Genomic DNA, 23914 nt, shown 5'->3' with positions numbered 1-23914 from the left:
GAAGGACGCGCGCGCTCAGGCCACCACGTCGTTCAGGTGGCAGGCGCTCTTGTGGCCCGGCGCCACCTCGCGCAGCTTCGGCCGCTCGATCTTGCAGCGGTCGAAGGCATGCGGGCAGCGCGGATGGAAGTGGCAGCCCGGCGGCGGGTTCAGCGGCGAGGGGATCTCGCCCTTGACCCCGGCGAAGGTCTTCTTGCGCGCCTCGATGCGCGGCACCTCGGAGAGCAGCGCCTGGGTATAGGGGTGGTTGGCGCGGGCGAAGATCTCCTCCGCCGCCGCCTCCTCGACCACCCGGCCCAGATACATGATCACCACGCGGTCGGAGAGATGCTCGACCACGCCGAGGTCATGGCTGATGAACAGGTAGGTCAGGTCGAGTTCGCGCCGCAGATCCATGAACAGGTTCAGGATCTGCGCCTGGATCGACACGTCGAGCGCGGCGACCGCCTCGTCGCAGACGATGAATTCCGGCTGCACCGCCAGCGCCCGGGCGATGCCGATGCGCTGCCGCTGGCCGCCGGAGAACTGGTGCGGGTAGCGCCGCTTCAGCGAGGGGTCGAGGCCGGCGCGGCGCAGCTGCTCGTCGACATAGGTCTCGAACTCGCCACGCTTGATCAGCCCATGCACCTGCGGCGCCTCGCCGACGATGTCGGCCACCCGCATGCGCGGGTTCAGCGAGGCGTAGGGGTCCTGGAAGATCATCTGCGTCTGCAGCTTGGCCTGGCGGGCCTCGGCGCCGCGCAGCGCCCCGACCGGGCGGCCATGCCACAGGATCTCGCCATCGGAGGCCGGCATGATGCCGGCGACCATGCGGCCGAGCGTCGACTTGCCGCAGCCGGATTCGCCGACCAGCCCGACCACCTCGCCCTTGCGGACGGTCAGGTCGACGCCGTCGACGGCATGGACGGTCTCTTCCCGCACCGGCGCGCCGAGCTTCTTGGCCATGCGGCCGGCGAAGTCGAGCGACTTGGAGAAGCGCTTGGAAACGCCCTTGAGTTCGATGATCGCCGGATTCATGCGGCGGCCTCCCCGCTGGGAAGATAGGGGCGGAAGCACCGCGCCTGGCGGCCGGGCAGCAGCTCGCCGAGCGGCGGATCCTGGCGGCAGACATCGGCGGCGCGCGGGCAGCGCGTCTGGAAGGCGCAGCCCTGCGGCAGGTTCAGCAGCGAGGGCGTCATGCCCGGGATCTGCCGCAGCGGCTCGCCGCGCTTGTTGCGGCTGGGCACGCTGCCGATCAGGCCGGCGGTATAGGGGTGCAGCGGAGCGTCGAGCACCTCGCTGACCGGGCCGCGCTCGACCACGCGGCCGGCATACATGACGGCGATGTCGTCGGCGAGGCCGGCGACCACCGAGAGGTCATGGGTGATCCACATCATCGCCGTGCCGGTCTCGGCGCAGAGCTTCTGGACCTCGGCCAGGATCTGCGCCTGGATGGTGACATCCAGCGCCGTCGTCGGCTCGTCGGCGACGATCAGCTCGGGGCGGTGCAGCAGGGCGATGGCGATCGCCACGCGCTGGCGCATGCCGCCGGAGAACTGGTGCGGATAGCTCTTCAGCCGCTCGTCCGGGCTCGGGATGCCGACCATGCCCAGCGTGTCGCGGGCGCGCTGGCGGGCTTCCTCCTTGCTGACCTTGGTATGCGCCAGCACGGTCTCGATCATCTGCGTGTCGACCCGGAGCACCGGGTTCAGCGTCATCATCGGGTCCTGGAAGATCATGGCGATGCGGTTGCCGCGCAGCCGCCGCATCTCCTCCTCGCGCAGCTTCGCCAGGTCCTGGCCGTGGAACAGGATCGAGCCGCCGGTGATGCGGCCCGGCGCATCGACCAGGCCGAGGATCGAGAAGCCGGTGACGGTCTTGCCCGAGCCGGACTCGCCGACCAGGCCGAGGACCTTGCCGCGGCCGACGGTGAAGGAGACGCCGTCGACCGCCTTCACCACGCCGGCGCGGGTGAAAAAGTGGGTCTGGAGGTTACGGACCTCCAGGGTCGGCGCACCGGCGGGGGCAGCCGCCGCGTAAGCCGAGGGAGACTGGGCCATAGGCTCGTCCTTACTTCTTGAGCCGCGGGTTCAGCACGTCGCGCAGCTGGTCGCCCACCAGGTTGATGGAGACGATGGTCACCAGCAGGGCGATGCCCGGGTAGAAGCTGATCCAGTACTTGCCCGAGAGCATGTACTCGTAGCCGTTGGAGATCAGCAGGCCGAGCGAGGGCTCGGTGATCGGCACGCCGAGGCCGAGGAAGGACAGGGTCGCTTCCAGCGCGATGGCGCGGGCGATCTGCATGGTGCCGACGACGATCAGCGGCGGCAGGCAGTTCGGCAGCAGGTGGCGGAAGATGACGCGGTGCGTCGGCAGCGCCAGGCACTGCGCCGCCTCGATGTATTCGCGCCGGCGCTCGACCAGCGCGGTGCCGCGCACGGTGCGGGCGTAATAGGCCCATTCGACGATCACCAGGGCAAGCACGACGTTCATCACGCCCTTGCCCAGGAAGGCCAGGATCATCAGCGCGGCCAGGATCGACGGGAAGGAGAGCTGCAGGTCGACGAGCCGCATGATGACGGTGTCGGTGCGCTTGCCGGCATAGGCGGCCAGCAGGCCGAGCGAGGCGCCGACGGCGCAGGCGATGATCGCCGAGCCGGCGCCGACGAGGAGCGAGATGCGCAGGCCGTACATGATGCCGGACAGCATGTCGCGGCCCTGGTCGTCGGTGCCGAGCCAGTAGGTGAAGCCGGCGCCGCCCACCGTGCCGGGCTCCATGCGCCCGTCCATGATGTCGAGCTGCGCCAGGTCATAGGGGTTCTGCGGCGCCAGCAGCGGCGCGAAGACCGCGATCAGCACGATGAAGGCGAAGACCACCAGGCCGACGACGGCGGTCTTGCTCTCGCAGAACTCGGACACCATGCGGCGGAAGGGCGTCTCGACCTTCGGCGGCTTGGCGGCGGCGGGGGTGGCGGCGGTGGTCGCGCTCATCTCACTTGTTCTCCAGCCGCACCCGCGGATCGAGCGCCGAATAGGCCAGGTCGACCAGCAGATTGATGGTGATGAACATCAGCACGATGATCATCAGGTAGGCGACGATCACCGGGCGGTCGAGCACGTTGATGCTGTCGATGATCAGCTTGCCCATGCCCGGCCAGGCGAAGACGCTCTCGGTCACCACCGAGAAGGCGATGGTCGAGCCGAGCTCGAGGCCCACCACGGTGACGACCGGGATCAGGATGTTCTTGAAGACGTGCACATAGGTCACGCGCGCCGGGCTCAGGCCCTTGGCGCGGGCGAACTTCACGTAGTCCATCAGCATGGTCTCGCGCACGCCGGCGCGGGTCAGGCGGATCACCAGGCTGATCTTGAACAGCGCCAGGTTCAGCGCCGGCATCGCGAGATGCCGCAGCCCGTCCCAGGTCAGGAAGGACCAGCGCAGGCCCATCACCTCGACGGTCGGGCCGCGGCCGGTCGAGGGCAGCCAGCCGAGCTGCACGGCGAAGACCATGATCAGCATCAGCCCGACCCAGAAGGTCGGCAGCGAGAAGCCCAGGATCGAGCCGGTCATGATGACCTTCGAGCCCATCGAGTTCGGCTTCAGCCCGGCATAGAGGCCGAGCGGCAGGCCGATCAGCAGCGCGATGAACATCGCGCCGAAGGCCAGCTCCAGCGTCGCCGGCATGCGCTGCAGGATCAGCTGCAGCGCCGGCTCGTTGAACACGAAGCTGCGGCCGAGGTCACCGCGCAGCGCATTGCCCAGGAAGGACAGGTATTGCATCCACAGCGGCAGGTCGAGGCCGAGCGCCTTGATGGCGCGCTCGCGTTCGATCTGGTCGGCGTCCGGCGAGATCAGGATCTCGACCGGGTCGCCGATGGCATAGACGCCGACGAACACGATGACCGACATCGCCAGCATGACCAGCAGGGACTGGAACAGCCGGCGGAGGAGATAGACGCTCATGCCTCAGCCTTTCGTCAGCGCGCCGGCGCCGGGCGCACATCCTGCGCGCGGGTCAGCTCATCCGCGCGGGAATCGTGCACCAGCGTCGGGCGCATGGCCCAGACGTTCTTCTGGATGTGGATGGGAATGATGGCGACGTCGTCCATCGCCATCTTGGTGGCCTCGCGCAGCAGCGCCTCGCGCTTGGCGTCGTCCAGCTCGCGCAGCGCCAGCTCCAGCTTGGCGTCGATCGCCGGGTTGCTGTAGCGGCCGCGGTTCGAGGTGCCGAAGCCCTTGTCGCGGTCATAGCTGGCGATCAGCGAGCGCAGCGGGTTCGACGCCTCGCCCGAGGAGATGCCCCAGCCGACCAGGAAGGCCGAGAGCTCCTGCTTGCCGGCGCGGCCGATGAAGGTGGTCCAGGGCTGCGCGTCGACATTGGTGCGCACGCCGATACGGGTCCACATCTGGCCGACCGCCTGGATGATGCGCGCATCGTTCATGTAGCGGTCGTTCGGACCGTTCAGGGTGATGCGGAAGCCGTCCGGATAGCCGGCCTCGGCCAGCAGCTTCTTGGCCGCCTCGGCATCGGTGCGCGGCGCGCCGAGATCGGGGATGGCGCCGAAGGCGCGGGGCGGCAGGAACTGGCCGGAGGGCTGCGCCGTGCCTTCCATGACGCGCGACGCGATGGCCGGGCGGTCGATGGCGATCGACAGCGCGCGGCGGACGCGGAGGTCATGCAGCGGATTGGCCGGCAGCGGCTTGCCGTCATTGCCGGTGATCAGCGGCGAACCCTGCGGGTGCTGGTGGTCCAGCGCCAGGAAGATGATGCGCAGACCATCCTTCTCGGCGATGCGGACGCGGTCGCTGCGGCGCAGCGTGGCCAGGTCTGAGGTCGGCACCTGGTCGATGAAGTCGACATCGCCGGCCAGCAGCGCCGCGGTGCGCGTCGCGTCGTTCGGCAGGATGCGGTAGTGCACCTGCTGCCAATGCGGCTTGTCGCCCCAGTAGCCGTCGTTGCGGGTCAGCTCCAGCCGGTCGCCGGAGCGGAAGCTCACATAGCGGAACGGGCCGGTGCCGATGGCGACCTTGCCGGAATTGAAGTCGTCGGTGCTGGCGCCCTCATGCGTCTCGCGATCCAGGATCGCGACCTGCGCCAGGTCGGTCGGCAGCAGCGGATAGGGCGCGCGGGTGTGGAAGCGCACCGTCACCGGATCGACCACCTCCACGCGCTCGATGGCGCGGGTATAGATCGCATAGGAGGACGGGCTGTTCAGCACCGCGGGGACGCGGGCAATGGTGAAGGCCACGTCCTCGGCGGTGAAGGGATTGCCGTTGTGAAACTTCACGCCAGGACGAAGCTTGAACTCCCAGACGGTCTCGCCGACCGGCTTCCAGCTCTCGGCCAGGCCGGGCTGCAGCCGGGCCTCCGAGTCGAACTGGGTCAGCGCGTCGAAGATCATCGTGGCCACGGCGTAGTTGGGCGACAGCGCGTGGTAGTGAGGATCCAAGGAAGTGACCTGGGCGCCGACCGCCATGGTCAGGCTCTGAGCCTGGGCGGGAACCGCCGTGGCGAGCGCAAACGCCGAAACGGCGGCCATCGCGGCCGCCCGCATAGTGCTGATCTGCAGCATACCGTCCCCCGGGGAGGTTATGACCTCTTCACAGGGCAGTGTAGCAGGAAAGGGACCTTGTCGCTAGGTTGCGCGCCTTGCCTACCGGGAAACGGACATCGCCATGTCACACAATAACCACAAACCGGCCTGCCGGATTTTCTTGCGCACGCGGCATGTCGCTGGCCTTACTTCGTTGATCTTCGGCGGTTTTCTGTCTGCCGGAAGCCTGCCCGCCGCGGCCCAGCCGCAGCCTGGCGCCGCCACGGTTCTCAATATCGGCATTGGCGGCGCGGTCACCTCGATCGATCCGCATTTCTACAACGCCGCGCCCAACAACGCCCTGGCGATGCATCTCTTCGACTTCCTGGTCGGCCGCGACGCCCGCGCCCAGCCCTATCCGGGCCTGGCCGAGAGCTGGCGCGCGGTCGAGCCGACGGTGTGGGAGTTCAAGCTGCGCCCCGGCGTGAAGTGGCATGACGGGCGCGACTTCACCGCCGACGACGTGGCCTTCAGCCTGGGCCGCGCGCCCAATGTCCCGAACAGCCCGGGCGGCATGGGCGGCTTCGTCCGCGCCATCACCAAGGTCGAGGTGGTCGACCCGCTGACCATCCGCCTGCACACCGCCCAGCCGCATCCGCTGCTGCCGGTCGAGATGGGCGCCGTCTCCATCGTCTCGCGCCATGCCGGCGAGGGCGCGGCGACCGAGGACTACAACAGCGGCAAGGCGGCGATCGGCACCGGCCCCTACCGGCTGCGCAGCTACCGCCCCGGCGACCGCGCCGAGCTGGTGCGCAACGACAACTACTGGGGCGGCCGCGAGCCCTGGCAGGTGGTGAACTACCGCTTCATCGCCAGCGACGGCGCCCGCACGGCGGCGATCCTGGCCGGCGATGTCGATGTCATCGACCAGGTGCCGTCCACCGACCTGGAGCGGCTGAAGCGCGACCAGCGGCTGTCGGTCCCCGAGATCCAGGGCGTCCGCCTGATCTACCTGATGGCCGATTTCTCCCGCACCGGCGCGACGCCTTTCGCGACCGACAACGCCGGGAAGCCGTTTGACAGAAATCCGTTCCAGGATCTGCGGGTGCGGCGGGCGCTGTCGATGGCCATCCAGCGCGAGGCCCTGGCCGAGCGGGTGATGGAGGGCACCGCCCAGGCCACCGGCCAGTGGCTGCCGCCCGGCACCTTCGGCTACAACCCCGCCGTGCGCCCGCCGGCCTACGACCCCGCCGGCGCCCGCGCCCTGCTGGCCGAGGCCGGCTTCCCACAGGGCTTCCGCCTGACCCTGCACAGCCCGAACGACCGCTATCCCAACGACGCCAGGACCGCCCAGGCGATCGCCCAGATGTGGACCCGGATCGGCGTGCAGACCCAGGTCGAGGCGCTGCCCTGGGCCAGCTTCTCGGTGCGCAGCAACCGGCAGGAATTCTCCATGCGCCTGGCCGGCTGGGGCAGCACCACCGGCGAGGCCTCCTACATGATGGTCAATGTGCTGGGCACGCATGACCGCGACCGCCGGACGGGGGCCAGCAATCCCGGCCGCTACAGCAACCCCGAGCTCGACGCCCTGGCGGCGCGCGCCGCGGCGACGCTGGACGACAAGGCGCGCGAGGCGCTGCTGCAGGAAGGCGTGAAGCTGGCGATGGACGATCTCGGCATCATCCCGCTCTACCAGCTGGTCAACAGCTGGGCGGTGCGGAAGGGCCTGCGCTACGAGCCGCGGATGGACGAGCGCACCATCGCCATGGGCGTCCGCCCCGAATAATTCTGTCGGTTTCCGGGGCCGGCGATGCCGGCCCCGGGACGTTTCTCTAGACGGTGAACTGCTCGGCGATGATCCGCTCCGACAGCCCGTGGTCGGGGTCGAAGAGCATGGTCATCGCCAGGCTGCGATCCTCGCGGATCTCCACCGAGCGGATGTTCCTGACTTCCACATTGTCGGCGACCGCGGCGACCGGGCGCTTCTCCGCCTCCAGGATCTCGAAGACCACCACCGCCTCGGAGGGCAGCAGCGCCCCGCGCCAGCGCCGCGGCCGGAACGCCGAGATCGGCGTCATCGGCAGCAGGTTGGCGCCGAGCGGCACGATCGGTCCGGCGGCCGAGAGGTTGTAGGCGGTGCTGCCCGCCGGGGTGGAGACCAGGATGCCGTCGCAGATCAGCTCCGGCAGCCGCTCCTTGCCATCGACCAGAATGCGGATCTTGGCGGCCTGGCGGGTCTCGCGCAGCAGCGAGACCTCGTTGATCGCCAGCGCCTCGCGCCGCCCGCCGGCCTGGTCGACCGCCTTCATGCGCAGCGGGTGCAGCGTCGCCGCCTGGGCGCGGGCCAGCCGCGCCGGCAGGTCGGCCGCCGAGAAGTCGTTCATCAGGAAGCCGACGCTGCCGCAGTTCATGCCATAGACCGGGCGGTTGGCGCCGAGGAAGCGGTGCTGCGTCTCCAGCATGAAGCCGTCGCCGCCGAGGGCCACGATGACGGCGGCCTCCTCCGGCGGCGCATCGCCATGGGCGGCGGCCAGGCAGTCGCGCGCCGCCTCCGCCTTCTCCCCGCCGGCAGACAGGAAGGAAATGCGGCCCCGCAGGTCGGCCGGCAGCTCGACCCCATCGCCAAGGCCGCCGCCCTGGCCGAACAGTGCGGCGGTCATGCCCAGCCCATGCCGGCGGCGGCGCGGTGCTCGAGCAGCGGCATGTCGCGGCGGATGCGGGCGGTGAGCGCAGGGTCGAGGCGGGCGCTGGCCCAGCCGATGCCGTCGCTGGCGCTGGCCACCACCTGGCCCCAGGGATCGACCAGCATGGCATGGCCATAGGTCTGGCGCGGCCCCGACCTTTCTTCATGCTGACCCCAGGTGGCCGGGGCGGCCATCCAGCACTGGGTCTCGATGGCGCGCGCCCGCAGCAGGGGCTCCCAGTGGTCCTTGCCGGTCTGCAGGGTGAAGGCGGAGGGCAGCATGATCACCTCCGCCCCCTGCCGCCGCAGCGTCTGGAACAGCTCGGGGAAGCGCAGGTCGTAGCAGATGGCGCAGCCGATCCGCGTCTCGCCGGCCTGGTAGGTGACCACCGCGTCGCCGGCGCCATAGGCCGCGCTCTCGCGGAACCCCCGCCCATCCGGCGTGACGATGTCGAAGAGGAAGATCTTGCGGTAGCGGGCGAGCTCAGTGCCATCGGGGGCGAAGGCCAGGGTGGTGTTCAGGTGCTTCTCGGCGCCCTGCTCGATAATGCTGCCGCCATGGAGAAAGATGCCGTGCCGGCGGGCCATGCCGCGCATCGCCTCATAGGCGGCGCCGCCGGTCTGTCCGGGCTCCGGCAAGGGCTCGGCCGCCTCGGCGCGGGCGGCGCGGTCGCCGCCCAGGCAGTCCCAAAGCTCCGGCAGGGCGACCAGCGCCGGCCGGTCGGCGGCGACGGCCTCGGCCACCAGCCTTTCCGCCGCGGCGATATTGGCCGCCTTGTCATGGCCCGGATTCATCTGCAGCACGGCCAGCCGCATGGCGGGCGATCCCCTTGCTCAGCCTCGGGCCAGGAAGGGCCCGGCGGCATCAAGCCCGCCGCGGCGCCGCGCCGCAAGAGGCTGTCCGGCGGGAGGTGGACAAAGCAAAAGGGCGGATGGTTGCCCATCCGCCCCTCTGAACATTGTGGCTGGAAAGCCGGTCGCAGCTTACGCCGCGTCCTGCTCGCCCTCGGCCTCCGGCGCGACCTGCTTCGGACCCGAATCCAGGCCCTTGGCAGCAACGTCGCGCTCGACCAGCTCGATCACGGCCATGTCCGCGGCGTCGCCGTAGCGGATGCCGGCCTTCAGCACGCGGGTGTAGCCACCCTGGCGCGCCTTGTAGCGGTCGGCGATGGTGGTGAAGAGCTTGTCCACCACCTTCTTGTCCATGATCTGCGCATAGGCCTGACGGCGCGCATGCAGGTCGCCACGCTTGCCCAGGGTGATGATGCGCTCCACGTAGGGGCGCAGTTCCTTCGCCTTGGGCAGGGTCGTGGTGATCTGCTCGTGCTTGAGCAGGCTGGTCGCCATATTGCGGAGCATCGCAATACGGTGGGTGGAGGTGACGCCGAGCTTCCGGCCGGCAACCCCGTGACGCATGGGTCTATTCCTTCAGGTGGCCGAAAATCAGAACGGCTCTTCGATCTTCTTCGCGAGGTCCTCGATATTCTCCGGCGGCCAGCCCGGCACGGTCATGCCGAGGGACAGGCCCATGGAAGCGAGGACTTCCTTGATCTCATTCAGCGACTTGCGGCCGAAGTTCGGAGTGCGGAGCATCTCCTGCTCCGTCTTCTGCACCAGGTCGCCGATATAGACGATGTTGTCGTTCTTCAGGCAGTTCGCGCTGCGGACCGACAGCTCCAGCTCATCGACCTTGCGGAGCAGGTTGCGGTTGAAGGGCAGGTCGTCCTGCACCTCTTCCACCTTGCGCTCGCGCGGCTCATCGAAGTTGATGAAGAGCTGCAGCTGGTCCTGCAGGATGCGGGCAGCGAGGGCCACCGCGTCCTCCGGCGCCACCGTGCCGTCCGTCTCCACCGTCAGCACCAGCTTGTCGTAGTCGGTGCGCTGGCCGACGCGGGTCGGCTGCACCTGATACGCCACGCGGCGGACAGGGGAGTAGATGGCATCGACCGGGATCAGCCCGATCGGGGCGTCTTCCGGGCGGTTCTCGGAGGCGGGCACATAGCCCTTGCCGACATCGACGGTCAGCTCCATCGACAGCTTGGCGCCGTCGTCAAGCGTGCAGATGACCAGCTCCGGATTGGCGATCTCGATGTCGCCGGTGGTCTGGATCTGGCCGGCCGTCACCTCGCCGGGGCCGGTGGCAGTCAGCTGCAGGCGCTTGGCGCCCTCGCCCTGCATCCGGATGGCGAGCCGCTTGATGTTCAGGACGATGTCGGTGACATCCTCCCGCACGCCCTGCAGGCTGGAGAATTCATGCAGCGCGCCGTCGATGCGGATGGCGGTGACCGCCGCACCCTGCAGCGACGACAGCAGCACGCGCCGCAGCGCATTGCCGAGGGTCATGCCGAAGCCGCGCTCGAGCGGCTCCGCCACCACCGTCGCCGTGCGCGAAGGGTCGGCCCCGGGCTCGACGTCGAGCTTTTCGGGACGGATCAGGGAACGCCAGTTGCGCTCGAGCACTTCGGTGTCTCCTGCAGCCTCGCCTCAGACCCGACGCCGCTTGCGCGGACGGCAGCCATTGTGCGGGATGGGGGTCACGTCGCGGATGGCGGTGACGTAGAAGCCGACGGCCTGCAGCGCGCGCAGGGCGGATTCACGGCCCGAACCGGGACCAGAGACCATGATCTCCAGCGTCTCCATGCCGTGCTCGCGGGCCTTGCGGCCGGCGTCCTCGGCAGCGACCTGGGCGGCATAGGGGGTCGACTTGCGCGAACCCTTGAAGCCCTGGCTGCCGGCGGACGACCAGGCGATGGCATTGCCCTGGCTGTCGGTGATGGTGACGATGGTGTTGTTGAAGGAGGCGAGCACGTGGGCGACGCCGGACGCAATATTCTTGCGTTCCTTCTTACGCGGACGACCGCTGGGCTGACGCGCCATCTTACTTGGTCACCTTCTTCTTGCCGGCGATCGCGACGGCCTTGCCCTTGCGGGTGCGCGCGTTCGTGTGGGTGCGCTGGCCGCGGACCGGCAGGCCCTTGCGGTGACGCAGGCCACGATAGCAGGCCATGTCCATCAGGCGCTTGATGTTCATCGCGTTCTCGCGACGCAGATCGCCCTCGACCCGGTACTCGCGGTCGATCAGCTCGCGGATCTTGAGGATTTCCTCATCCGTCAGCTGGTTGACGCGGCGATCCTCGGGGATGCCGAGCTGGTCACAGATCACCTTCGCATTCGCCGGACCGATGCCGTAGATGTAGCGAAGGGAAATGAGAACGCGCTTGTTGGTGGGAATGTTCACGCCTGCAATGCGTGCCATCGATGACCTGCTCCTGGAGCCTCGTGGGCTCCCGTTCGTACCGGCGAATGCGTCCGGCGAAGGTGATCGGCGCGTCCCGAATCGTAGTGACCGAAACGCAACCATCTACGCGGCCGAGGAGACCCCGACCGCGAGAGGCGCGGGTTTACCGAGCAAGCAGGGCGAGAGTCAAGCCCCGACTGCTTGCACCGGCTCCCCGGCCTCCCCATGCAAAAGGGGCCCGAAGGCCCCTTTCCATCCCGCGCGGCCGGCCCGGGCTCAGCGCCCGAGCACCGCCTCGATCTGGCGCGCGACCTCGTCCATCGAGGCCATGCCGTCGACCTGCCGCAGCTTGCCCTGCGCATCATAATAGGGCAGCAGCGGCGCGGTCTGCCGGTGATAGGCCTCGAGGCGGGCGGCCACCGTCTCGGCCTTGTCGTCGGCGCGGCGCACGAATTCGGTGCTGCCGCAGGCGTCGCAGATGCCCGGCCGGGTCGTCGGCTTGAAGCTGTCATGGTAGCCGGCGCCGCATTGGGCGCAGGTGAAGCGACCGGCGATGCGCTCGACCAGCGCCGCGTCGTCCACCTTCAGCTCGATCACCTGGTCGAGCTGCAGCCCCTTCTCCTTCAGCATCACGTCCAGCGCCTCGGCCTGGGGCGTGGTGCGCGGGAAGCCGTCCAGGATGAAGCCGCGGGCGCAGTCGGGCTGCGACACCCGGTTGGCCAGCATGGCGGTGATGATGGCGTCGGGCACCAGCCCGCCCTGCTCCATGATCGCCTTGGCCTGGCGGCCGATCTCGCTGCCGCTCTTCACCTCGGCGCGCAGCATGTCGCCGGTGGAGATCTGCGCGATGCCGTGGCGCTCCTCCAGCCGCTTCGCCTGGGTGCCCTTCCCGGCCCCGGGGGGCCCCAGCAGAATCAGGTTCATCCTCGCCTCGTCCCCGCCTTCCTGCGCGTCATCTGCCATCCTCCTCGCGACGCGGCCGGCGGGCGCTCGCGCACCCCCCGGCCCCGCCAGTCCATCGCACGCCCCGCGACGGGGCGGCTCAGCGCAGCCGCGGCGCGCCGCCGCGGCCGCCGCCCATCCGGGCCTTGCGGATCAGCCCCTCATACTGGTGGGCGAAGAGGTGCGACTGCACCTGGGCCACCGTGTCCATGGTGACCGAAACAATGATCAGAAGGGAAGTGCCGCCGAAGTAGAAGGGCACGCCATACTGGCTGATCAGGATCTCGGGCAGCAGGCAGACGATGCAGAGATAGACCGCGCCGACGCCGGTCAGGCGCGACAGCACGCGGTCCAGGTAGTCGGCCGTGGCCTGGCCCGGGCGGATGCCGGGGACGAAGCCGCCATGCTTCTTCAGGTTGTCGGCCGTCTCGGTCGGGTTGAACACCACCGCCGTGTAGAAGAAGGCGAAGAAGATGATCAGCCCGACATAGGCCGCCATGTAGAGCGGCTGGCCATGAGCGAGCGCGCCGGCGGCCCGCGTCAGCCAGGTCTCCTCCTGCTGGCCGGAGAAGCCGGCGAAGGTCGCCGGCAGCAGCAGCAGCGAGGAGGCGAAGATCGGCGGGATGACGCCGGCGGTGTTCAGCTTCAGCGGCAGGTGGGTGTTCTCGCCGCCGAACATCCGGTTGCCGACCTGGCGCTTCGGATACTGGATCGGGATCCGCCGCTGCGCGCGCTCCATGAAGACCACGAAGGCGATCACCGCCAGCGCGATCAGCCCGAAGGCGACGATGAAGATCGGCGACAGCGCGCCGGTGCGGCCGAGCTCCAGCGTCGAGACCAGCGCGCCGGGCACGTTGGCGACGATGCCGGCGAAGATGATCAGGCTGATGCCGTTGCCGATGCCGCGGGCGGTGATCTGCTCGCCGATCCACATCAGGAACAGCGTGCCGCCGACCAGCGTCGCCATGCAGCTGACACGGAAGAACAGGCCCGGGTCATAGACCGCCGAGCCGAAGCTGCCCTGCATGCTCTCGAGGCCCACGGCGATGCCGTAGGACTGGAAGATCGCGATCAGCACCGTCAGGTAGCGCGTGTATTGGTTCAGCTTCTTCCGGCCGGATTCACCCTCCTTCTTGAGGGCCTCCAGGCTCGGCACCGCGGCGCTCATCAGCTGGATGATGATGCTGGCCGAGATGTAGGGCATGATGTTCAGCGCAAAGACCGTCATGCGGCCCAGCGCGCCACCCGTGAACATGTCGAACATGCCGAGGATGCCGCCGCCATGCTGGCGCAGGATCTCGGCCATCACGGAGGCATCGACGCCCGGCACCGGGATGTAGGTGCCGATGCGGTAGACGATCAGCGCGGCCAGCGTGAACCAGATGCGCTTCTTGAGCTCGGTGGCCTTCGACAGGACCCCGAGATTCAGATTGGCCGCGAGCTGTTCGGCGGCGGAAGCCATGAATTCGCCCCTTCAACATGACTGCGGCGCCGAGGGGTGATTCCCGCGGCGCCGCTGCCAACCCGGTCGTGCTCACCTAGCCCCCCGAGGGCGGGGGGCGCAAGGCTTACGCGGCGGGCTTCTCTTCCTTGGCCGGCGCCAGCACCGTGACGCTGCCACCCGCCGCCTCGACCGCCGCGATCGCCGCGGCCGAAGCCCCGGCCACCGAGATGGTCACGGCGCGCTTGATCTCGCCGCGCGCCAGAAGGCGCACGCCGGCGATCTTGGCACCGGTGCGAACCAGGCCGGCCGCCTCGAGCGCCGCCTCGTCGATCGCCTGACCGGCCGGCAGACGGCCGGACTCGATCGCCGCATCGATCGAACCGATGTTGATCGGCGCGAATTCCTTGCGGAACGGATTGACGAAGCCCCGCTTCGGCAGACGCCGATAGATCGGCAGCTGGCCGCCTTCGAAGCCGTTCAGCGAGACGCCGGTGCGGGCCTTCTGACCCTTCACGCCACGGCCGGAGGTCTTACCCTTGCCGGAACCGATGCCGCGACCGACGCGCTTGAACTTGTTCCGCGCGCCTTCGTTGTCGCGCAGCTCGTTCAGCTTCATCTTACTTCTCCGTGGTCTCGCCCACCTGGATCAGGTGCGCGACCTTGCGGATCATGCCGCGCACGGCCGGAGTATCCTCCAGCTCGCGCGAACGGCGGATCTTGTTGAGACCCAGACCGATCAGCGTCTCACGCTGACCGGGCTTGCGGCCGATGGGGGACGCGACCTGCGTCACCCGAACGGTCTTCTTCTCAGACATTGGCCGCAGCCTCCGTCGAAGACTCGGCGTCCTTGCGCGGACCCAGCAGGTCGGAGACCTTCTTGCCACGACGCGAGGCGACAGCGCGGGGGCTGGTGCAGCGCGTCAGGGCGGCGAAGGTCGCCTTGACCATGTTGTGCGGGTTCGTGGTGCCGGTGCACTTGGCGACGACGTCGCCCATGCCCAGCGTCTCGAACACCGCGCGCATCGGACCGCCAGCGATGATGCCGGTACCGGCGGGCGCCGCGCGCAGGATGACGCGGCCGGCGCCGAATTCGCCGATCACGTCATGATGCAGGGTACGACCCTCGCGCATCGGGACGCGGACCATCGTCTTCTTCGCGCGCTCGGTGGCCTTGCGGATCGCCTCCGGCACTTCGCGTGCCTTGCCGGCGCCCCAGCCAACCCGGCCCTTCTCGTCACCGACCACGACCAGCGCGGCGAAGGAGAAGCGACGGCCACCCTTCACCACCTTGGCGACGCGGTTGATGGTGACCAGCTTGTCCTTCAGCTCGTCGCCCGGCTCGCGCTCATTGTTGCGATCCGGACCACGGCCGCGGCCGCGGTCGCGATCGCCACCGCCGCCGCTCCTCGGTTCACGTGCCATATTCTGTGCTCCTTAGAACGACAGCCCGCCCTCGCGGGCGCCGTCCGCCAGGGCTTTCACCCGGCCGTGATACAGGTAGGGGCCACGGTCGAAGACGACCTGGGTGACACCCGCCGCCAGGGCGCGTTCGGCAAGCAGCTTGCCGACCACGCTGGCCGCGTTCTTGTCCGCCCCGGTGGGCAGGCTGTCCCGCTGCGCCTTCTCGATCGACGAGGCGGCAGCGAGCGTGCGGCCGGCCTTGTCGTCGATGACCTGGGCGTAGATGTGCTTGCCCGAGCGGAAGACGGAGAGCCGCGGACGGCCGCCGCTCTTGATCCGCAGCTGGTAGCGCAGGCGCGCGCGACGGCGCTGCTGCAATGCGAGCTTGTCGGCCATCTTACTTCTTCTTCCCCTCCTTCCGGAGGATGACCTCGTCCGTGTACCGCACGCCCTTGCCCTTATAGGGCTCGGGGCCGCGATAGCCGCGGATCTCGGCAGCCACCTGGCCGACCTTCTGCTTGTCCACGCCCTCGACCTTGATGGCGGTCGGACGCTCGCAGGTGATCTTGATGCCAGCCGGGACGGGATAGCGGATCTCGTGGCTGAACCCGAGGTTCAGCACCAGGTCGCTGCCCTGCACCGCGGCGCGGTAACCGGTGCCGGTGATTTCCATCGACTTCGAGAAGCCGGTGGAAACGCCGACGCACATGCCGTTGATCAGGCTGCGGGTGGTGCCCCAGAGGGTGCGGGACCGACGGTCCTCCCCGAGCGGCTTCACGGCAACCTGGTTGTTCTCCACCTCGACCTCGACCGCATCGGTCAGCGCCAGCGAGAGCTCGCCGAGCTTGCCCTTGGCGGTCAGGGTCTTGCCAGAGAGGGTGACGGTGACGCCCGCGGGAACGGGGACGGGATACTTGCCGACGCGCGACATATCTATCCCTCCCTCAGAACACGCGGCAGAGGACCTCGCCGCCAACATTGGCAGCGCGGGCCTCATTGTCGCTCATCACGCCACGCGGCGTGGAGAGGATGGAAATGCCAAGCCCGTTGTAGAACTTCGGCAGTTCGCGGATCTTCGAGTAGACGCGGCGACCGGGCTTCGAGACGCGCTCGATTTCCTTGATCGCGGGCTCACCCTCGGAATACTTCAGCTCGATGTCGAGCACGGCGACACCCGGGCGCACCTGCTCGGAGCGCCACGCACGGATGTAGCCTTCGCGCTTCAGGACTTCGAGCACATCGGCGCGAAGACGGCTGGAGGGCGAAGAAATGCGCGCCTTACGAGCCTGGTGCCCGTTGCGAATGCGCGTGAGCATATCGCCCAGCGGATCGGACAGCGACATGCGGCCCCCTTACCAGCTGGCCTTGACGAGCCCCGGGATCTGGCCGGTCGAGGCCAGGTCACGGAGCGCGTTACGGCTCAGCTTGAACTTACGGTAGTTGCCGCGCGGGCGGCCGGTCAGCTCGCAGCGCAGGCGCACGCGCACCTTCGCGCCGTTGCGCGGCAGCTGGGCGAGCTTCAGCGTCGCTTCGAAGCGGTCCTCCACCGGAAGCTCGCGGTTCATCACCACGGCCTTCAGGGCGGCGCGCTTGGCATTGTGCAGCTTCGAGAGGCGCTCGCGGCGCTGATTCTTCTCGACAGCCGATGTCTTGGCCATGCGGTCTAAATCCTCCGGAACCTGCCCGGACCATCCGGGCGGTTTTCCCAACTCAGTTGACGAACGGGAGGTCAAAGCCCTTCAGCAGGGCCTTGGCTTCCTTGTCCGTCTTCGCGGTCGTGACGAAGACGATGTCCATGCCACGGATCGCGTCCACCTTATCATAGCTGATTTCGGGGAACACGATCTGCTCCTTCAGGCCGAGCGAGTAGTTGCCGCGGCCGTCGAAGCCCCTATTACCAGGAATGCCACGGAAGTCACGCATGCGCGGCAGCGCGATGGTGACCAGGCGGTCCAGGAACTCGTACATCCGGGCGCGACGCAGCGTGACCTTGCAGCCGATGGCCTGGCCCTGGCGGATCTTGAAGCCGGCGATCGCCTTCTTCGCCAGGGTCTTCACCGGCTTCTGGCCGGCGATCATCGTCAGGTCGGCCAGCGCCGCCTCGAGCTTCTTCTGGTCGCCCGCGGCTTCGCCAACACCCATGTTGATGACGATCTTGGACAGCTTCGGCAGCTCCATCGGGCTGCCGTAGCCGAACTCGTCCTGCAGCTTCTTGCGCACCACATCAGCATAATGCTGCTGCAGGCGCGGCAGTTCCTTCGCCTCGCTCATGCGATCACCTCGCCCGAGGCCTTCGCGACCCGGACCTTCTTGCCGTCTTCGAGCACCTTGAAGCCGACGCGGGTGGGCTTGTCGGACTTCGGGTCGATCAGCGCGATGTTGGAGAGGTCAAGCGACGCCTCCTTCTCGACGATGCCGCCCTGCTGCCCCATGCCCTTCGGCTTGGTGTGGCGCTTCACAATGTTCAGGCCCTGCACGATGGCGCGGCCTTCCTCAGGCAGCACGCGCAGCACTTCGCCGCGCTTGCCCTTGTCCTTACCCGTGAGGATCTGGACGCGGTCGCCCTTCTTGATCTTCGCGGCCATGGTTACAGAACCTCCGGCGCCAGCGAGATGATCTTCATGAACTTGCGCGCGCGCAGCTCACGAACGACCGGGCCAAAGATGCGCGTGCCGATCGGCTCGTTCTGCTTGTTGATCAGAACGGCGGCATTGCGATCGAAACGGATGGCGGTGCCATCCTGGCGGCGAACCGGGTAGGCGGTGCGCACGATCACCGCGCGCTGCACGTCACCCTTCTTCACCTTGCCGCGGGGAATCGCTTCCTTCACGGACACCACGATGACGTCGCCGACCGAGGCGGTGCGGCGCTTCGAGCCGCCGAGCACCTTGATGCACTGCACGCGGCGCGCACCAGAGTTGTCGGCAACCTCGAGGTTGGACTCAACGATAATCATCGGTCAGTCCGTCCCTCAGGCCTGCGCCGCAACCGGCGCCGCATCGGCAGAGAAGCCGGGCGTGGTGACCGTGGCGCCATTGCGCTCGATCACCAGCCAGGTCTTCCGCTTGCTGATCGGCCGGCATTCCTCGATCGACACGACGTCGCCTTCCTTGCACAGGTTGGCGTCGTCATGCGCGGCATACTTCTTCGAGCGCCGGATGAACTTCTTGTAGAGCGGATGCATCACGCGACGCTCGACAAGGACCGTCACGGTCTTGTCCATCTTGTCGCTGACCACCCGCCCGGTGAGGACGCGCTTCGGCATTGCCGGGGTCTCCTCTCGTCAGGCCTTGGCGGCCGAGCGGGACTGCTCGGCCAGCACGGTCTTAACACGCGCGATGTCGCGGCGCACCACCTTGATGCGGGAAACCGCCTCAAGCTGGCCCGTCGCGCGCTGGAAGCGCAGGTTGAACTGCTCCTTGCGGAGATCCAGCAGCATCGTCTTCAGTTCGTCCGCGGTCTTGCCGCGGACATCCACGATCTTGGTCATCGGCTCAGGCCTCCGCGGCGCCCAGGCGGGTCACCAGCTTCGTCTTGATCGGCAGCTTGGCCGCGCCGAGACCGAGCGCTTCGCGCGCCGTCTCGACCGACACGCCGTCGATCTCGAACATGATGCGACCCGGCTTGACTCGGGCAACCCAGTATTCGGGCGCGCCCTTACCCGAACCCATGCGGACTTCCGCCGGCTTCGTGGAGACGGGAACGTCCGGGAAGATGCGGATCCAGACGCGCCCCTGGCGCTTCATGGCGCGGGTGATCGCGCGGCGAGCCGCCTCGATCTGCCGGGCGGTAACCCGCTCCGGCTCCATCGCCTTGAGGCCAAAGCCGCCGAAGGACAGCGAGAAGCCGCCCTTCGCCACGCCCTTGATCCGACCCTTGTGCGCCTTACGGAACCGCGTGCGCTTCGGAGAAAGCATTGTCTCGTATCCTCAGCGCTGCGGCGCCTGCTCCGCGGCGCGCTTGTCCTGCGCCAGCGGATCATGGGCCATGATCTCGCCCTTGAAGATCCACACCTTCACACCGCAGGTGCCATAGGTGGTCTTCGCGGTCGCGGTGCCATAGTCGATATCGGCGCGCAGCGTGTGCAGCGGCACACGCCCTTCGCGATACCACTCCATCCGGGCAATCTCGGCGCCGCCCAGGCGGCCGCCGCAATTGATCCGGATGCCGCCGGCGCCGAGGCGCATGGCGGACTGCACGGCACGCTTCATCGCGCGGCGGAAGGCCACGCGGCGCTCGAGCTGCTGGGCGATGCTCTCGGCCACCAGCTGCGCCTCGATCTCCGGCTTGCGGATCTCGACGATGTTCAGCGCGACCTCGGCCCCGGCGAGCTTCGCCAGGTCCTTGCGCAGCACCTCGATGTCGGCGCCCTTCTTGCCGATCACGACGCCCGGACGGGCGGCGTGGATCGTCACGCGGGGCTTCTTCGCCGGACGCTCGATGATGACCTTCGAGACGCCGGCACCCTTCAGGCGATCCTTCAGGGTCTTGCGGAGCTTCAGGTCATCATGCAGCAGCCGGGAGTAGTCGGCGCCGGCGAACCAGCGGCTGTCCCAGGTGCGGTTGATGCCGAGCCGCAGCCCGATCGGATTGACTTTATGGCCCATGTTACGCGGCCTCCTGCTGCGCCGGCTCGGTCGGCACCGGCTGCTCGGCAACCACGATGGAAAGGTGGCTGAACCACTTCTCCACCCGCGCCGCCTTGCCGCGGCCGCGGGCGTGGAAGCGCTTCATCACGATGGCGCGGCCCACTTCCACCCGCGACACGACCAGGCGGTCGACGTCGAGCTGGTGGTTGTTCTCCGCATTCGCGATGGCCGATTCCAGCGTCGCCTTCACGGTCTGCGCGATACGGCGCTTGGAGAAGGTCAGGATCGCAACCGCGTCCTGCGCCTTCTTGCCCCGGATCAGACCAGCGGCCAGGTTCAGCTTGTAGGGCGACACCCGGATGTTCCGGGTGACGGCCTTCGCCTCGGTTTCGGCGAGCGTGCGCTCGTGCTTCGGCTTGCTCATCGCTTAGCCCCGCTTCGCCTTCTTGTCCGAGGAATGCCCGGTGAAGGTCCGCGTCGGCGAGAACTCGCCGAACTTGTGACCCACCATGTTCTCGGACACCTGGACGGGAATGAACTTCTTGCCGTTGTAGACACCGAAGGTCAGCCCGACGAACTGCGGCAGGATCGTGCTCCGGCGCGACCAGATCTTGATGATCTCGTTGCGGGTGGAGGCACGGGCCGCTTCCGCCTTGTTCAGCAGGTAGCCGTCGACGAACGGCCCCTTCCAGACACTGCGCGACATCGCGGTCAGCCCTTCGTCACGTTGCGGCGACGAACAATAAGCTTGTCCGTGCGCTTGTTGGTGCGGGTCTTGTAGCCCTTGGTCGGCTTGCCCCACGGCGTGACCGGGTGACGGCCGCCCGAGGTCCGGCCCTCACCACCACCATGCGGGTGGTCGACCGGGTTCATGACGACGCCGCGCTGATGCGGCTTGCGGCCCAGCCAGCGCGAGCGGCCGGCCTTACCAAGATGCTGGTTCTGGTTGTCCGGGTTGGACACCGCACCGATCGAAGCCATGCACTCGCCCCGCATCAGGCGCAGCTCGCCCGACTGCAGCTTGACCTGCGCATAACCGGCATCCTTGCCGACCAGCTGGCAGAAGGTGCCAGCCGAACGGGCGATCTTGCCGCCGGCGCCGGGCTTCATCTCGATGTTGTAGATGATCGTGCCGACCGGGATCGAGCCGAGCGGCATCGCATTGCCCGGCTTGATGTCGACGCGCTCACCAGCCACCACCGTGTCGCCGACCTTCAGGCGCTGCGGCGCGAGGATATAGGCGAGCTCGCCATCCTCGTACTTCAGCAGCGCGATGAAGGCGGTGCGGTTCGGATCGTATTCCAGCCGCTCAACCACGGCCGGCACGTCGAACTTGCGCCGCTTGAAGTCGATCACGCGGTAGGACTGCTTGTGTCCACCCCCACGGAACCGAACGGTGATGCGGCCATGATTGTTGCGGCCGCCGGAGTGGCTCTTGCCCTCCGTCAGCTGCTTGACCGGCTTGCCCTTGAACAGGTCGGAACGGTCGATGAGGACCGTCCCGCGCAGGCTCGGGGTGACCGGGTTAAAGTGCTTCAGCGCCATGGCGTTAAGCGAGCCCCGTGGTGAGGTCGATGCTCTGGCCCTCGGCCAGGCGGACGACCGCCTTCTTCCAGTCGGAGCGCTGGCCCTCACGGCCCCGCACCCGCTTGGTCTTGCCCTTCATGACGAGAGTGTTCACGGCGAGCACAGTCACCCCGAACAGACCCTCGACAGAGGCCTTGATCTCCGGCTTGGTCGCCGAGAGCGGCACCTTGAAGGTGACCTGGCTCTGCTCGGCGAGGCCGGACGCCTTCTCGGTGATCATCGGCGCGAGGATGGTCTGATACATCTTCTCGCGCGAGATCACGATCGACGGCTTCTTGGTCGCGGTCTCGCTCATGCCAGCCGCTCCTTCAGCGCCTCGACGGCCTGACGGGTGACCGCCAGAACGTCATGCTTCAGAATGTCGTAAACATTGGCGCCGAGCGTCGGCAGCACGTTCACGTTCTTCAGGTTGCGCACGGCGCGGCCGAAGGTCTCGTCGACGGTCGCATCGACGACCAGCGCGCTCTTCCAGCCCAGCGCCTTGACCTTGGAGGCCATGGCGGCGGTCTTGAAGTCGGCGCCCATCGCGGCCGTGTCGAGCACGATCAGCTTGCCTTCGGCGGCCTTCTGGCTCAGCGCGCTGATCAGGCCCAGACGGCGGACCTTCTTGTTCAGCGAGTAGCCATGGTCGCGCACGACCGGGCCATGCACGGCGCCGCCGGTGCGGAACTGCGGCGCGCGCAGCGAGCCCTGGCGGGCGTTGCCCGTGCCCTTCTGGCGATACGGCTTCTTGGTGGTGCCAGAAACCTCGCCCATGCCCTTCACCTTGTGGGTGCCGGCGCGGCGCTTGGCGAGCTGCCAGTGCACCACGCGCGCCATCACGTCAGCGCGGGGAGAAGCGGCGAACAGGGCTTCCGGGAGTTCGATCTCGCCGGCCTGGCCGTTGTCCAGGGTGATGACAGGAACCTGCATGTCCTAACCCTCAGGCCACGGCCGCGGGGAACGGCGCATCGGCAGGACGGGCGACCTTCACGGCGTCCCGAACCAGCACATACCCGCCCTTCGCACCAGGCACCGCGCCCTTGACCATCAGCAGACCTTTCTCGAGATCGAAACCGGCGATCTCCAGGTTCTGCGTGGTAATGCGCTCAACGCCCAGATGGCCAGCCATCTTCTTGTTCTTGAAGGTCTTGCCCGGATCCTGACGGTTGCCCGTCGAACCGTGGCTACGGTGGCTGATGGAGACGCCGTGCGACGCTTCGAGGCCGGCGAAGTTCCAGCGCTTCATGGCGCCGGCAAACCCCTTGCCCTTCGACGTGCCGGTGACGTCCACCAGCTGACCCTTCACGAAGTGACCCGCGGTCAGCTTCGTGCCGGGCTCCAGCGCGGCGTCAGCGGCCACGCGGAATTCCACCACCTTCTTCGGAGCCTCGACACCCGCCTTGGCGAAGTGACCCTTGTTGGGCTTCGAGACGTTCTTCGGCTTCGCCAGGCCAATGCCCAGCTGAACCGCAGCGTAACCGTCCTTCTCATCCGTGCGGGCGGCCACCACGCGCACCTGATCCAGGTGCAGCACGGTGACGGGCACGGTCGAGCCGTCGTCATTGAACAGCCGGGTCATCCCCAGCTTCTTGGCGATCAGGCCGGTGCGACCATTCTTCGCGGCCATGGCAGATTGCTCCCCGGGCCTTAGAGCTTGATCTCGACGTCCACACCGGCCGCCAGGTCGAGCTTCATCAGCGCGTCCACGGTCTGCGGGGTGGGATCGACGATATCGAGCAGACGCCGATGAGTCCGGATCTCGAACTGCTCACGGCTCTTCTTGTCGACGTGCGGCGAACGGTTCACGGTGAACCGCTCGATCTCCGTCGGCAGCGGGATCGGGCCACGCACACGCGCGCCCGTCCGCTTCGCGGTGTTCACGATCTCCCGCGTGCTGCCATCCAGCACGCGGTGATCGAACGCCTTGAGGCGGATGCGGATATTCTGGCTGTCCATGTTCTGGCGCCTGTCTCTCTTCCGCTGCCGCTTACTTGCTGATCGAGGCGACGACGCCGGCGCCGACCGTGCGGCCACCTTCGCGGATCGCGAAGCGCAGGCCCTGGTCCATGGCGATCGGCGCGATCAGCTCGACGTCCATGGCGACGTTGTCGCCCGGCATCACCATCTCGACGCCTTCCGGCAGCTGCACCACGCCCGTCACGTCGGTCGTGCGGAAGTAGAACTGCGGACGGTAGTTGGTGAAGAACGGCGTGTGGCGGCCGCCCTCTTCCTTCGTCAGGATGTAGGCCTCGGCCTTGAACTTGGTGTGCGGCGTGATCGAGCCGGGCTTGGCCAGCACCTGGCCACGCTCGACGTCCTCGCGCTTGGTGCCGCGCAGCAGGGCGCCGATGTTGTCGCCGGCCTCGCCGCTGTCCAGCAGCTTGCGGAACATCTCGACGCCGGTCACGGTCGTCTTCACCGTCGCCTTCAGGCCGACGATCTCGACTTCCTCACCGACCTTGACGATGCCGCGCTCGACGCGGCCGGTCACCACGGTGCCGCGGCCCGAGATCGAGAACACGTCCTCGATCGGC

At 67.9% G+C, this 23914-nt stretch carries 36 protein-coding genes; 1 reads left to right on the top strand and 35 read right to left on the bottom strand.

Going from position 1 to position 23914, the window contains the following annotated elements; genetic code table 11:
• Positions 1 to 15 precede the first annotated feature (15 nt).
• The 5 genes from WFI16_RS00180 to WFI16_RS00160 are packed head-to-tail and all read right to left on the bottom strand — an operon-like array spanning position 16 to position 5520.
• Positions 16 to 1017 carry an ABC transporter ATP-binding protein gene (locus tag WFI16_RS00180; protein WP_419895770.1) on the bottom strand — a complete coding sequence of 334 codons (1002 nt, stop codon included), beginning with the start codon at positions 1015 to 1017 and terminating at the stop codon, positions 16 to 18.
• Entirely contained in the window at positions 1014 to 2039 is a 1026-nt protein-coding gene (locus tag WFI16_RS00175; RefSeq protein WP_419895769.1) for an ABC transporter ATP-binding protein, read from the bottom strand. The genes WFI16_RS00180 and WFI16_RS00175 overlap by 4 nt, the downstream gene beginning before the upstream one ends.
• Before the next feature lie 10 nt (positions 2040 to 2049).
• Positions 2050 to 2970: an ABC transporter permease gene (locus WFI16_RS00170; RefSeq protein ID WP_419895768.1), complete on the bottom strand. Its 921-nt coding sequence runs from the start codon at positions 2968 to 2970 to the stop codon at positions 2050 to 2052.
• A 1-nt stretch (position 2971) separates the two neighbouring features.
• Positions 2972 to 3943 (bottom strand): ABC transporter permease, encoded by a 972-nt coding sequence (locus WFI16_RS00165; protein WP_419895767.1) that lies wholly within the window; start codon positions 3941 to 3943, stop codon positions 2972 to 2974.
• Between the two features lie 14 nt (positions 3944 to 3957).
• Positions 3958 to 5520 carry an ABC transporter substrate-binding protein gene (locus WFI16_RS00160; protein ID WP_419895766.1) on the bottom strand — a complete coding sequence of 521 codons (1563 nt, stop codon included), beginning with the start codon at positions 5518 to 5520 and terminating at the stop codon, positions 3958 to 3960.
• 175 nt (positions 5521 to 5695) lie between these two features.
• On the opposite strand from WFI16_RS00160, the gene WFI16_RS00155 reads away from it, so the two are divergent.
• Entirely contained in the window at positions 5696 to 7300 is a 1605-nt protein-coding gene (locus WFI16_RS00155) for an ABC transporter substrate-binding protein (protein WP_442970614.1), read from the top strand.
• Positions 7301 to 7346: 46 nt separating this feature from the next.
• Here WFI16_RS00155 and WFI16_RS00150 read toward each other — a convergent pair whose 3' ends face one another.
• From WFI16_RS00150 to WFI16_RS00005, 30 genes are all read right to left on the bottom strand, one after another.
• Positions 7347 to 8174: an NAD kinase gene (locus WFI16_RS00150; protein ID WP_419895765.1), complete on the bottom strand. Its 828-nt coding sequence runs from the start codon at positions 8172 to 8174 to the stop codon at positions 7347 to 7349.
• Positions 8171 to 9013 carry a carbon-nitrogen hydrolase family protein gene (locus WFI16_RS00145; protein ID WP_419895764.1) on the bottom strand — a complete coding sequence of 281 codons (843 nt, stop codon included), beginning with the start codon at positions 9011 to 9013 and terminating at the stop codon, positions 8171 to 8173. Before WFI16_RS00145 ends, WFI16_RS00150 begins: the two co-directional genes overlap by 4 nt.
• 168 nt (positions 9014 to 9181) lie before the next feature.
• Positions 9182 to 9613, bottom strand: coding sequence for a 50S ribosomal protein L17 (gene rplQ / locus WFI16_RS00140; protein ID WP_076958690.1), 432 nt, complete (start codon positions 9611 to 9613; stop codon positions 9182 to 9184).
• A gap of 27 nt (positions 9614 to 9640) precedes the next feature.
• Entirely contained in the window at positions 9641 to 10657 is a 1017-nt protein-coding gene (locus WFI16_RS00135) for a DNA-directed RNA polymerase subunit alpha (RefSeq protein WP_076958689.1), read from the bottom strand.
• Between the two features lie 24 nt (positions 10658 to 10681).
• Complete coding sequence (rpsK, locus tag WFI16_RS00130) at positions 10682 to 11074, bottom strand: 30S ribosomal protein S11 (RefSeq protein ID WP_076958688.1); 393 nt, start codon at positions 11072 to 11074, stop codon at positions 10682 to 10684.
• A 1-nt stretch (position 11075) separates the two neighbouring features.
• Complete coding sequence (gene rpsM / locus WFI16_RS00125) at positions 11076 to 11453, bottom strand: 30S ribosomal protein S13 (RefSeq protein ID WP_419895763.1); 378 nt, start codon at positions 11451 to 11453, stop codon at positions 11076 to 11078.
• 258 nt (positions 11454 to 11711) lie between these two features.
• Positions 11712 to 12359, bottom strand: a complete 648-nt coding sequence (locus WFI16_RS00120; RefSeq protein WP_419895762.1) for an adenylate kinase — start codon at positions 12357 to 12359, stop codon at positions 11712 to 11714.
• Between the two features lie 118 nt (positions 12360 to 12477).
• Entirely contained in the window at positions 12478 to 13839 is a 1362-nt protein-coding gene (gene secY, locus WFI16_RS00115; RefSeq protein WP_419895761.1) for a preprotein translocase subunit SecY, read from the bottom strand.
• Between the two features lie 106 nt (positions 13840 to 13945).
• Entirely contained in the window at positions 13946 to 14437 is a 492-nt protein-coding gene (rplO, locus tag WFI16_RS00110) for a 50S ribosomal protein L15 (protein WP_419895760.1), read from the bottom strand.
• A gap of 1 nt (position 14438) precedes the next feature.
• Complete coding sequence (rpmD, locus tag WFI16_RS00105) at positions 14439 to 14636, bottom strand: 50S ribosomal protein L30 (protein ID WP_076958683.1); 198 nt, start codon at positions 14634 to 14636, stop codon at positions 14439 to 14441.
• Positions 14629 to 15243, bottom strand: coding sequence for a 30S ribosomal protein S5 (rpsE, locus tag WFI16_RS00100; protein WP_419895759.1), 615 nt, complete (start codon positions 15241 to 15243; stop codon positions 14629 to 14631). The genes rpmD and rpsE overlap by 8 nt, the downstream gene beginning before the upstream one ends.
• A 12-nt stretch (positions 15244 to 15255) precedes the next feature.
• Positions 15256 to 15618 carry a 50S ribosomal protein L18 gene (gene rplR / locus WFI16_RS00095; protein ID WP_419895758.1) on the bottom strand — a complete coding sequence of 121 codons (363 nt, stop codon included), beginning with the start codon at positions 15616 to 15618 and terminating at the stop codon, positions 15256 to 15258.
• 1 nt (position 15619) lies between these two features.
• The gene (gene rplF, locus WFI16_RS00090; protein WP_419895757.1) at positions 15620 to 16153 is read right to left on the bottom strand and encodes a 50S ribosomal protein L6; all 534 of its coding nucleotides are present in this window, start codon (positions 16151 to 16153) and stop codon (positions 15620 to 15622) included.
• A 13-nt stretch (positions 16154 to 16166) separates the two neighbouring features.
• A complete protein-coding gene (gene rpsH / locus WFI16_RS00085) occupies positions 16167 to 16565 on the bottom strand; it encodes a 30S ribosomal protein S8 (RefSeq protein WP_419895756.1) in 399 nt (132 codons plus the stop codon).
• A gap of 9 nt (positions 16566 to 16574) precedes the next feature.
• A complete protein-coding gene (gene rpsN / locus WFI16_RS00080; RefSeq protein ID WP_076958678.1) occupies positions 16575 to 16880 on the bottom strand; it encodes a 30S ribosomal protein S14 in 306 nt (101 codons plus the stop codon).
• A 52-nt stretch (positions 16881 to 16932) separates the two neighbouring features.
• Positions 16933 to 17493, bottom strand: a complete 561-nt coding sequence (gene rplE / locus WFI16_RS00075) for a 50S ribosomal protein L5 (RefSeq protein WP_419895755.1) — start codon at positions 17491 to 17493, stop codon at positions 16933 to 16935.
• Positions 17490 to 17807 (bottom strand): 50S ribosomal protein L24, encoded by a 318-nt coding sequence (gene rplX, locus WFI16_RS00070; protein ID WP_076958676.1) that lies wholly within the window; start codon positions 17805 to 17807, stop codon positions 17490 to 17492. Before rplX ends, rplE begins: the two co-directional genes overlap by 4 nt.
• Before the next feature lie 2 nt (positions 17808 to 17809).
• Entirely contained in the window at positions 17810 to 18178 is a 369-nt protein-coding gene (gene rplN, locus WFI16_RS00065) for a 50S ribosomal protein L14 (RefSeq protein WP_076958675.1), read from the bottom strand.
• 15 nt (positions 18179 to 18193) lie between these two features.
• A complete protein-coding gene (gene rpsQ / locus WFI16_RS00060) occupies positions 18194 to 18487 on the bottom strand; it encodes a 30S ribosomal protein S17 (RefSeq protein WP_419895754.1) in 294 nt (97 codons plus the stop codon).
• A gap of 18 nt (positions 18488 to 18505) precedes the next feature.
• On the bottom strand, positions 18506 to 18712 hold the full coding sequence (rpmC, locus tag WFI16_RS00055; protein ID WP_076958673.1) for a 50S ribosomal protein L29: 207 nt from the start codon (positions 18710 to 18712) through the stop codon (positions 18506 to 18508).
• A 4-nt stretch (positions 18713 to 18716) separates the two neighbouring features.
• Positions 18717 to 19139: a 50S ribosomal protein L16 gene (gene rplP / locus WFI16_RS00050; RefSeq protein ID WP_076958672.1), complete on the bottom strand. Its 423-nt coding sequence runs from the start codon at positions 19137 to 19139 to the stop codon at positions 18717 to 18719.
• Between the two features lie 12 nt (positions 19140 to 19151).
• On the bottom strand, positions 19152 to 19829 hold the full coding sequence (gene rpsC, locus WFI16_RS00045; RefSeq protein ID WP_076958671.1) for a 30S ribosomal protein S3: 678 nt from the start codon (positions 19827 to 19829) through the stop codon (positions 19152 to 19154).
• A 1-nt stretch (position 19830) separates the two neighbouring features.
• The gene (gene rplV, locus WFI16_RS00040) at positions 19831 to 20235 is read right to left on the bottom strand and encodes a 50S ribosomal protein L22 (protein WP_419895753.1); all 405 of its coding nucleotides are present in this window, start codon (positions 20233 to 20235) and stop codon (positions 19831 to 19833) included.
• Positions 20236 to 20238: 3 nt separating this feature from the next.
• Positions 20239 to 20517: a 30S ribosomal protein S19 gene (rpsS, locus tag WFI16_RS00035; RefSeq protein WP_007004406.1), complete on the bottom strand. Its 279-nt coding sequence runs from the start codon at positions 20515 to 20517 to the stop codon at positions 20239 to 20241.
• Between the two features lie 5 nt (positions 20518 to 20522).
• Positions 20523 to 21356, bottom strand: coding sequence for a 50S ribosomal protein L2 (gene rplB / locus WFI16_RS00030; protein ID WP_076958668.1), 834 nt, complete (start codon positions 21354 to 21356; stop codon positions 20523 to 20525).
• 4 nt (positions 21357 to 21360) lie between these two features.
• Positions 21361 to 21657 (bottom strand): 50S ribosomal protein L23, encoded by a 297-nt coding sequence (locus tag WFI16_RS00025; RefSeq protein ID WP_442970648.1) that lies wholly within the window; start codon positions 21655 to 21657, stop codon positions 21361 to 21363.
• A 32-nt stretch (positions 21658 to 21689) separates the two neighbouring features.
• Entirely contained in the window at positions 21690 to 22310 is a 621-nt protein-coding gene (gene rplD / locus WFI16_RS00020; protein WP_419895751.1) for a 50S ribosomal protein L4, read from the bottom strand.
• Between the two features lie 10 nt (positions 22311 to 22320).
• Positions 22321 to 23007, bottom strand: coding sequence for a 50S ribosomal protein L3 (gene rplC, locus WFI16_RS00015; protein WP_419895750.1), 687 nt, complete (start codon positions 23005 to 23007; stop codon positions 22321 to 22323).
• Positions 23008 to 23027: 20 nt separating this feature from the next.
• Positions 23028 to 23336: a 30S ribosomal protein S10 gene (rpsJ, locus tag WFI16_RS00010; RefSeq protein ID WP_007004401.1), complete on the bottom strand. Its 309-nt coding sequence runs from the start codon at positions 23334 to 23336 to the stop codon at positions 23028 to 23030.
• 31 nt (positions 23337 to 23367) lie between these two features.
• Positions 23368 to 23914: EF-Tu/IF-2/RF-3 family GTPase (locus tag WFI16_RS00005; RefSeq protein ID WP_419895749.1), on the bottom strand; the 547-nt coding region annotated here is incomplete at its 5' end.

It is taken from the genome of Roseomonas sp. USHLN139, from assembly GCF_037145735.1.
Lineage (GTDB): Bacteria > Pseudomonadota > Alphaproteobacteria > Acetobacterales > Acetobacteraceae > Pseudoroseomonas.
This window is presented reverse-complemented; position numbering and strand designations above follow the sequence as displayed.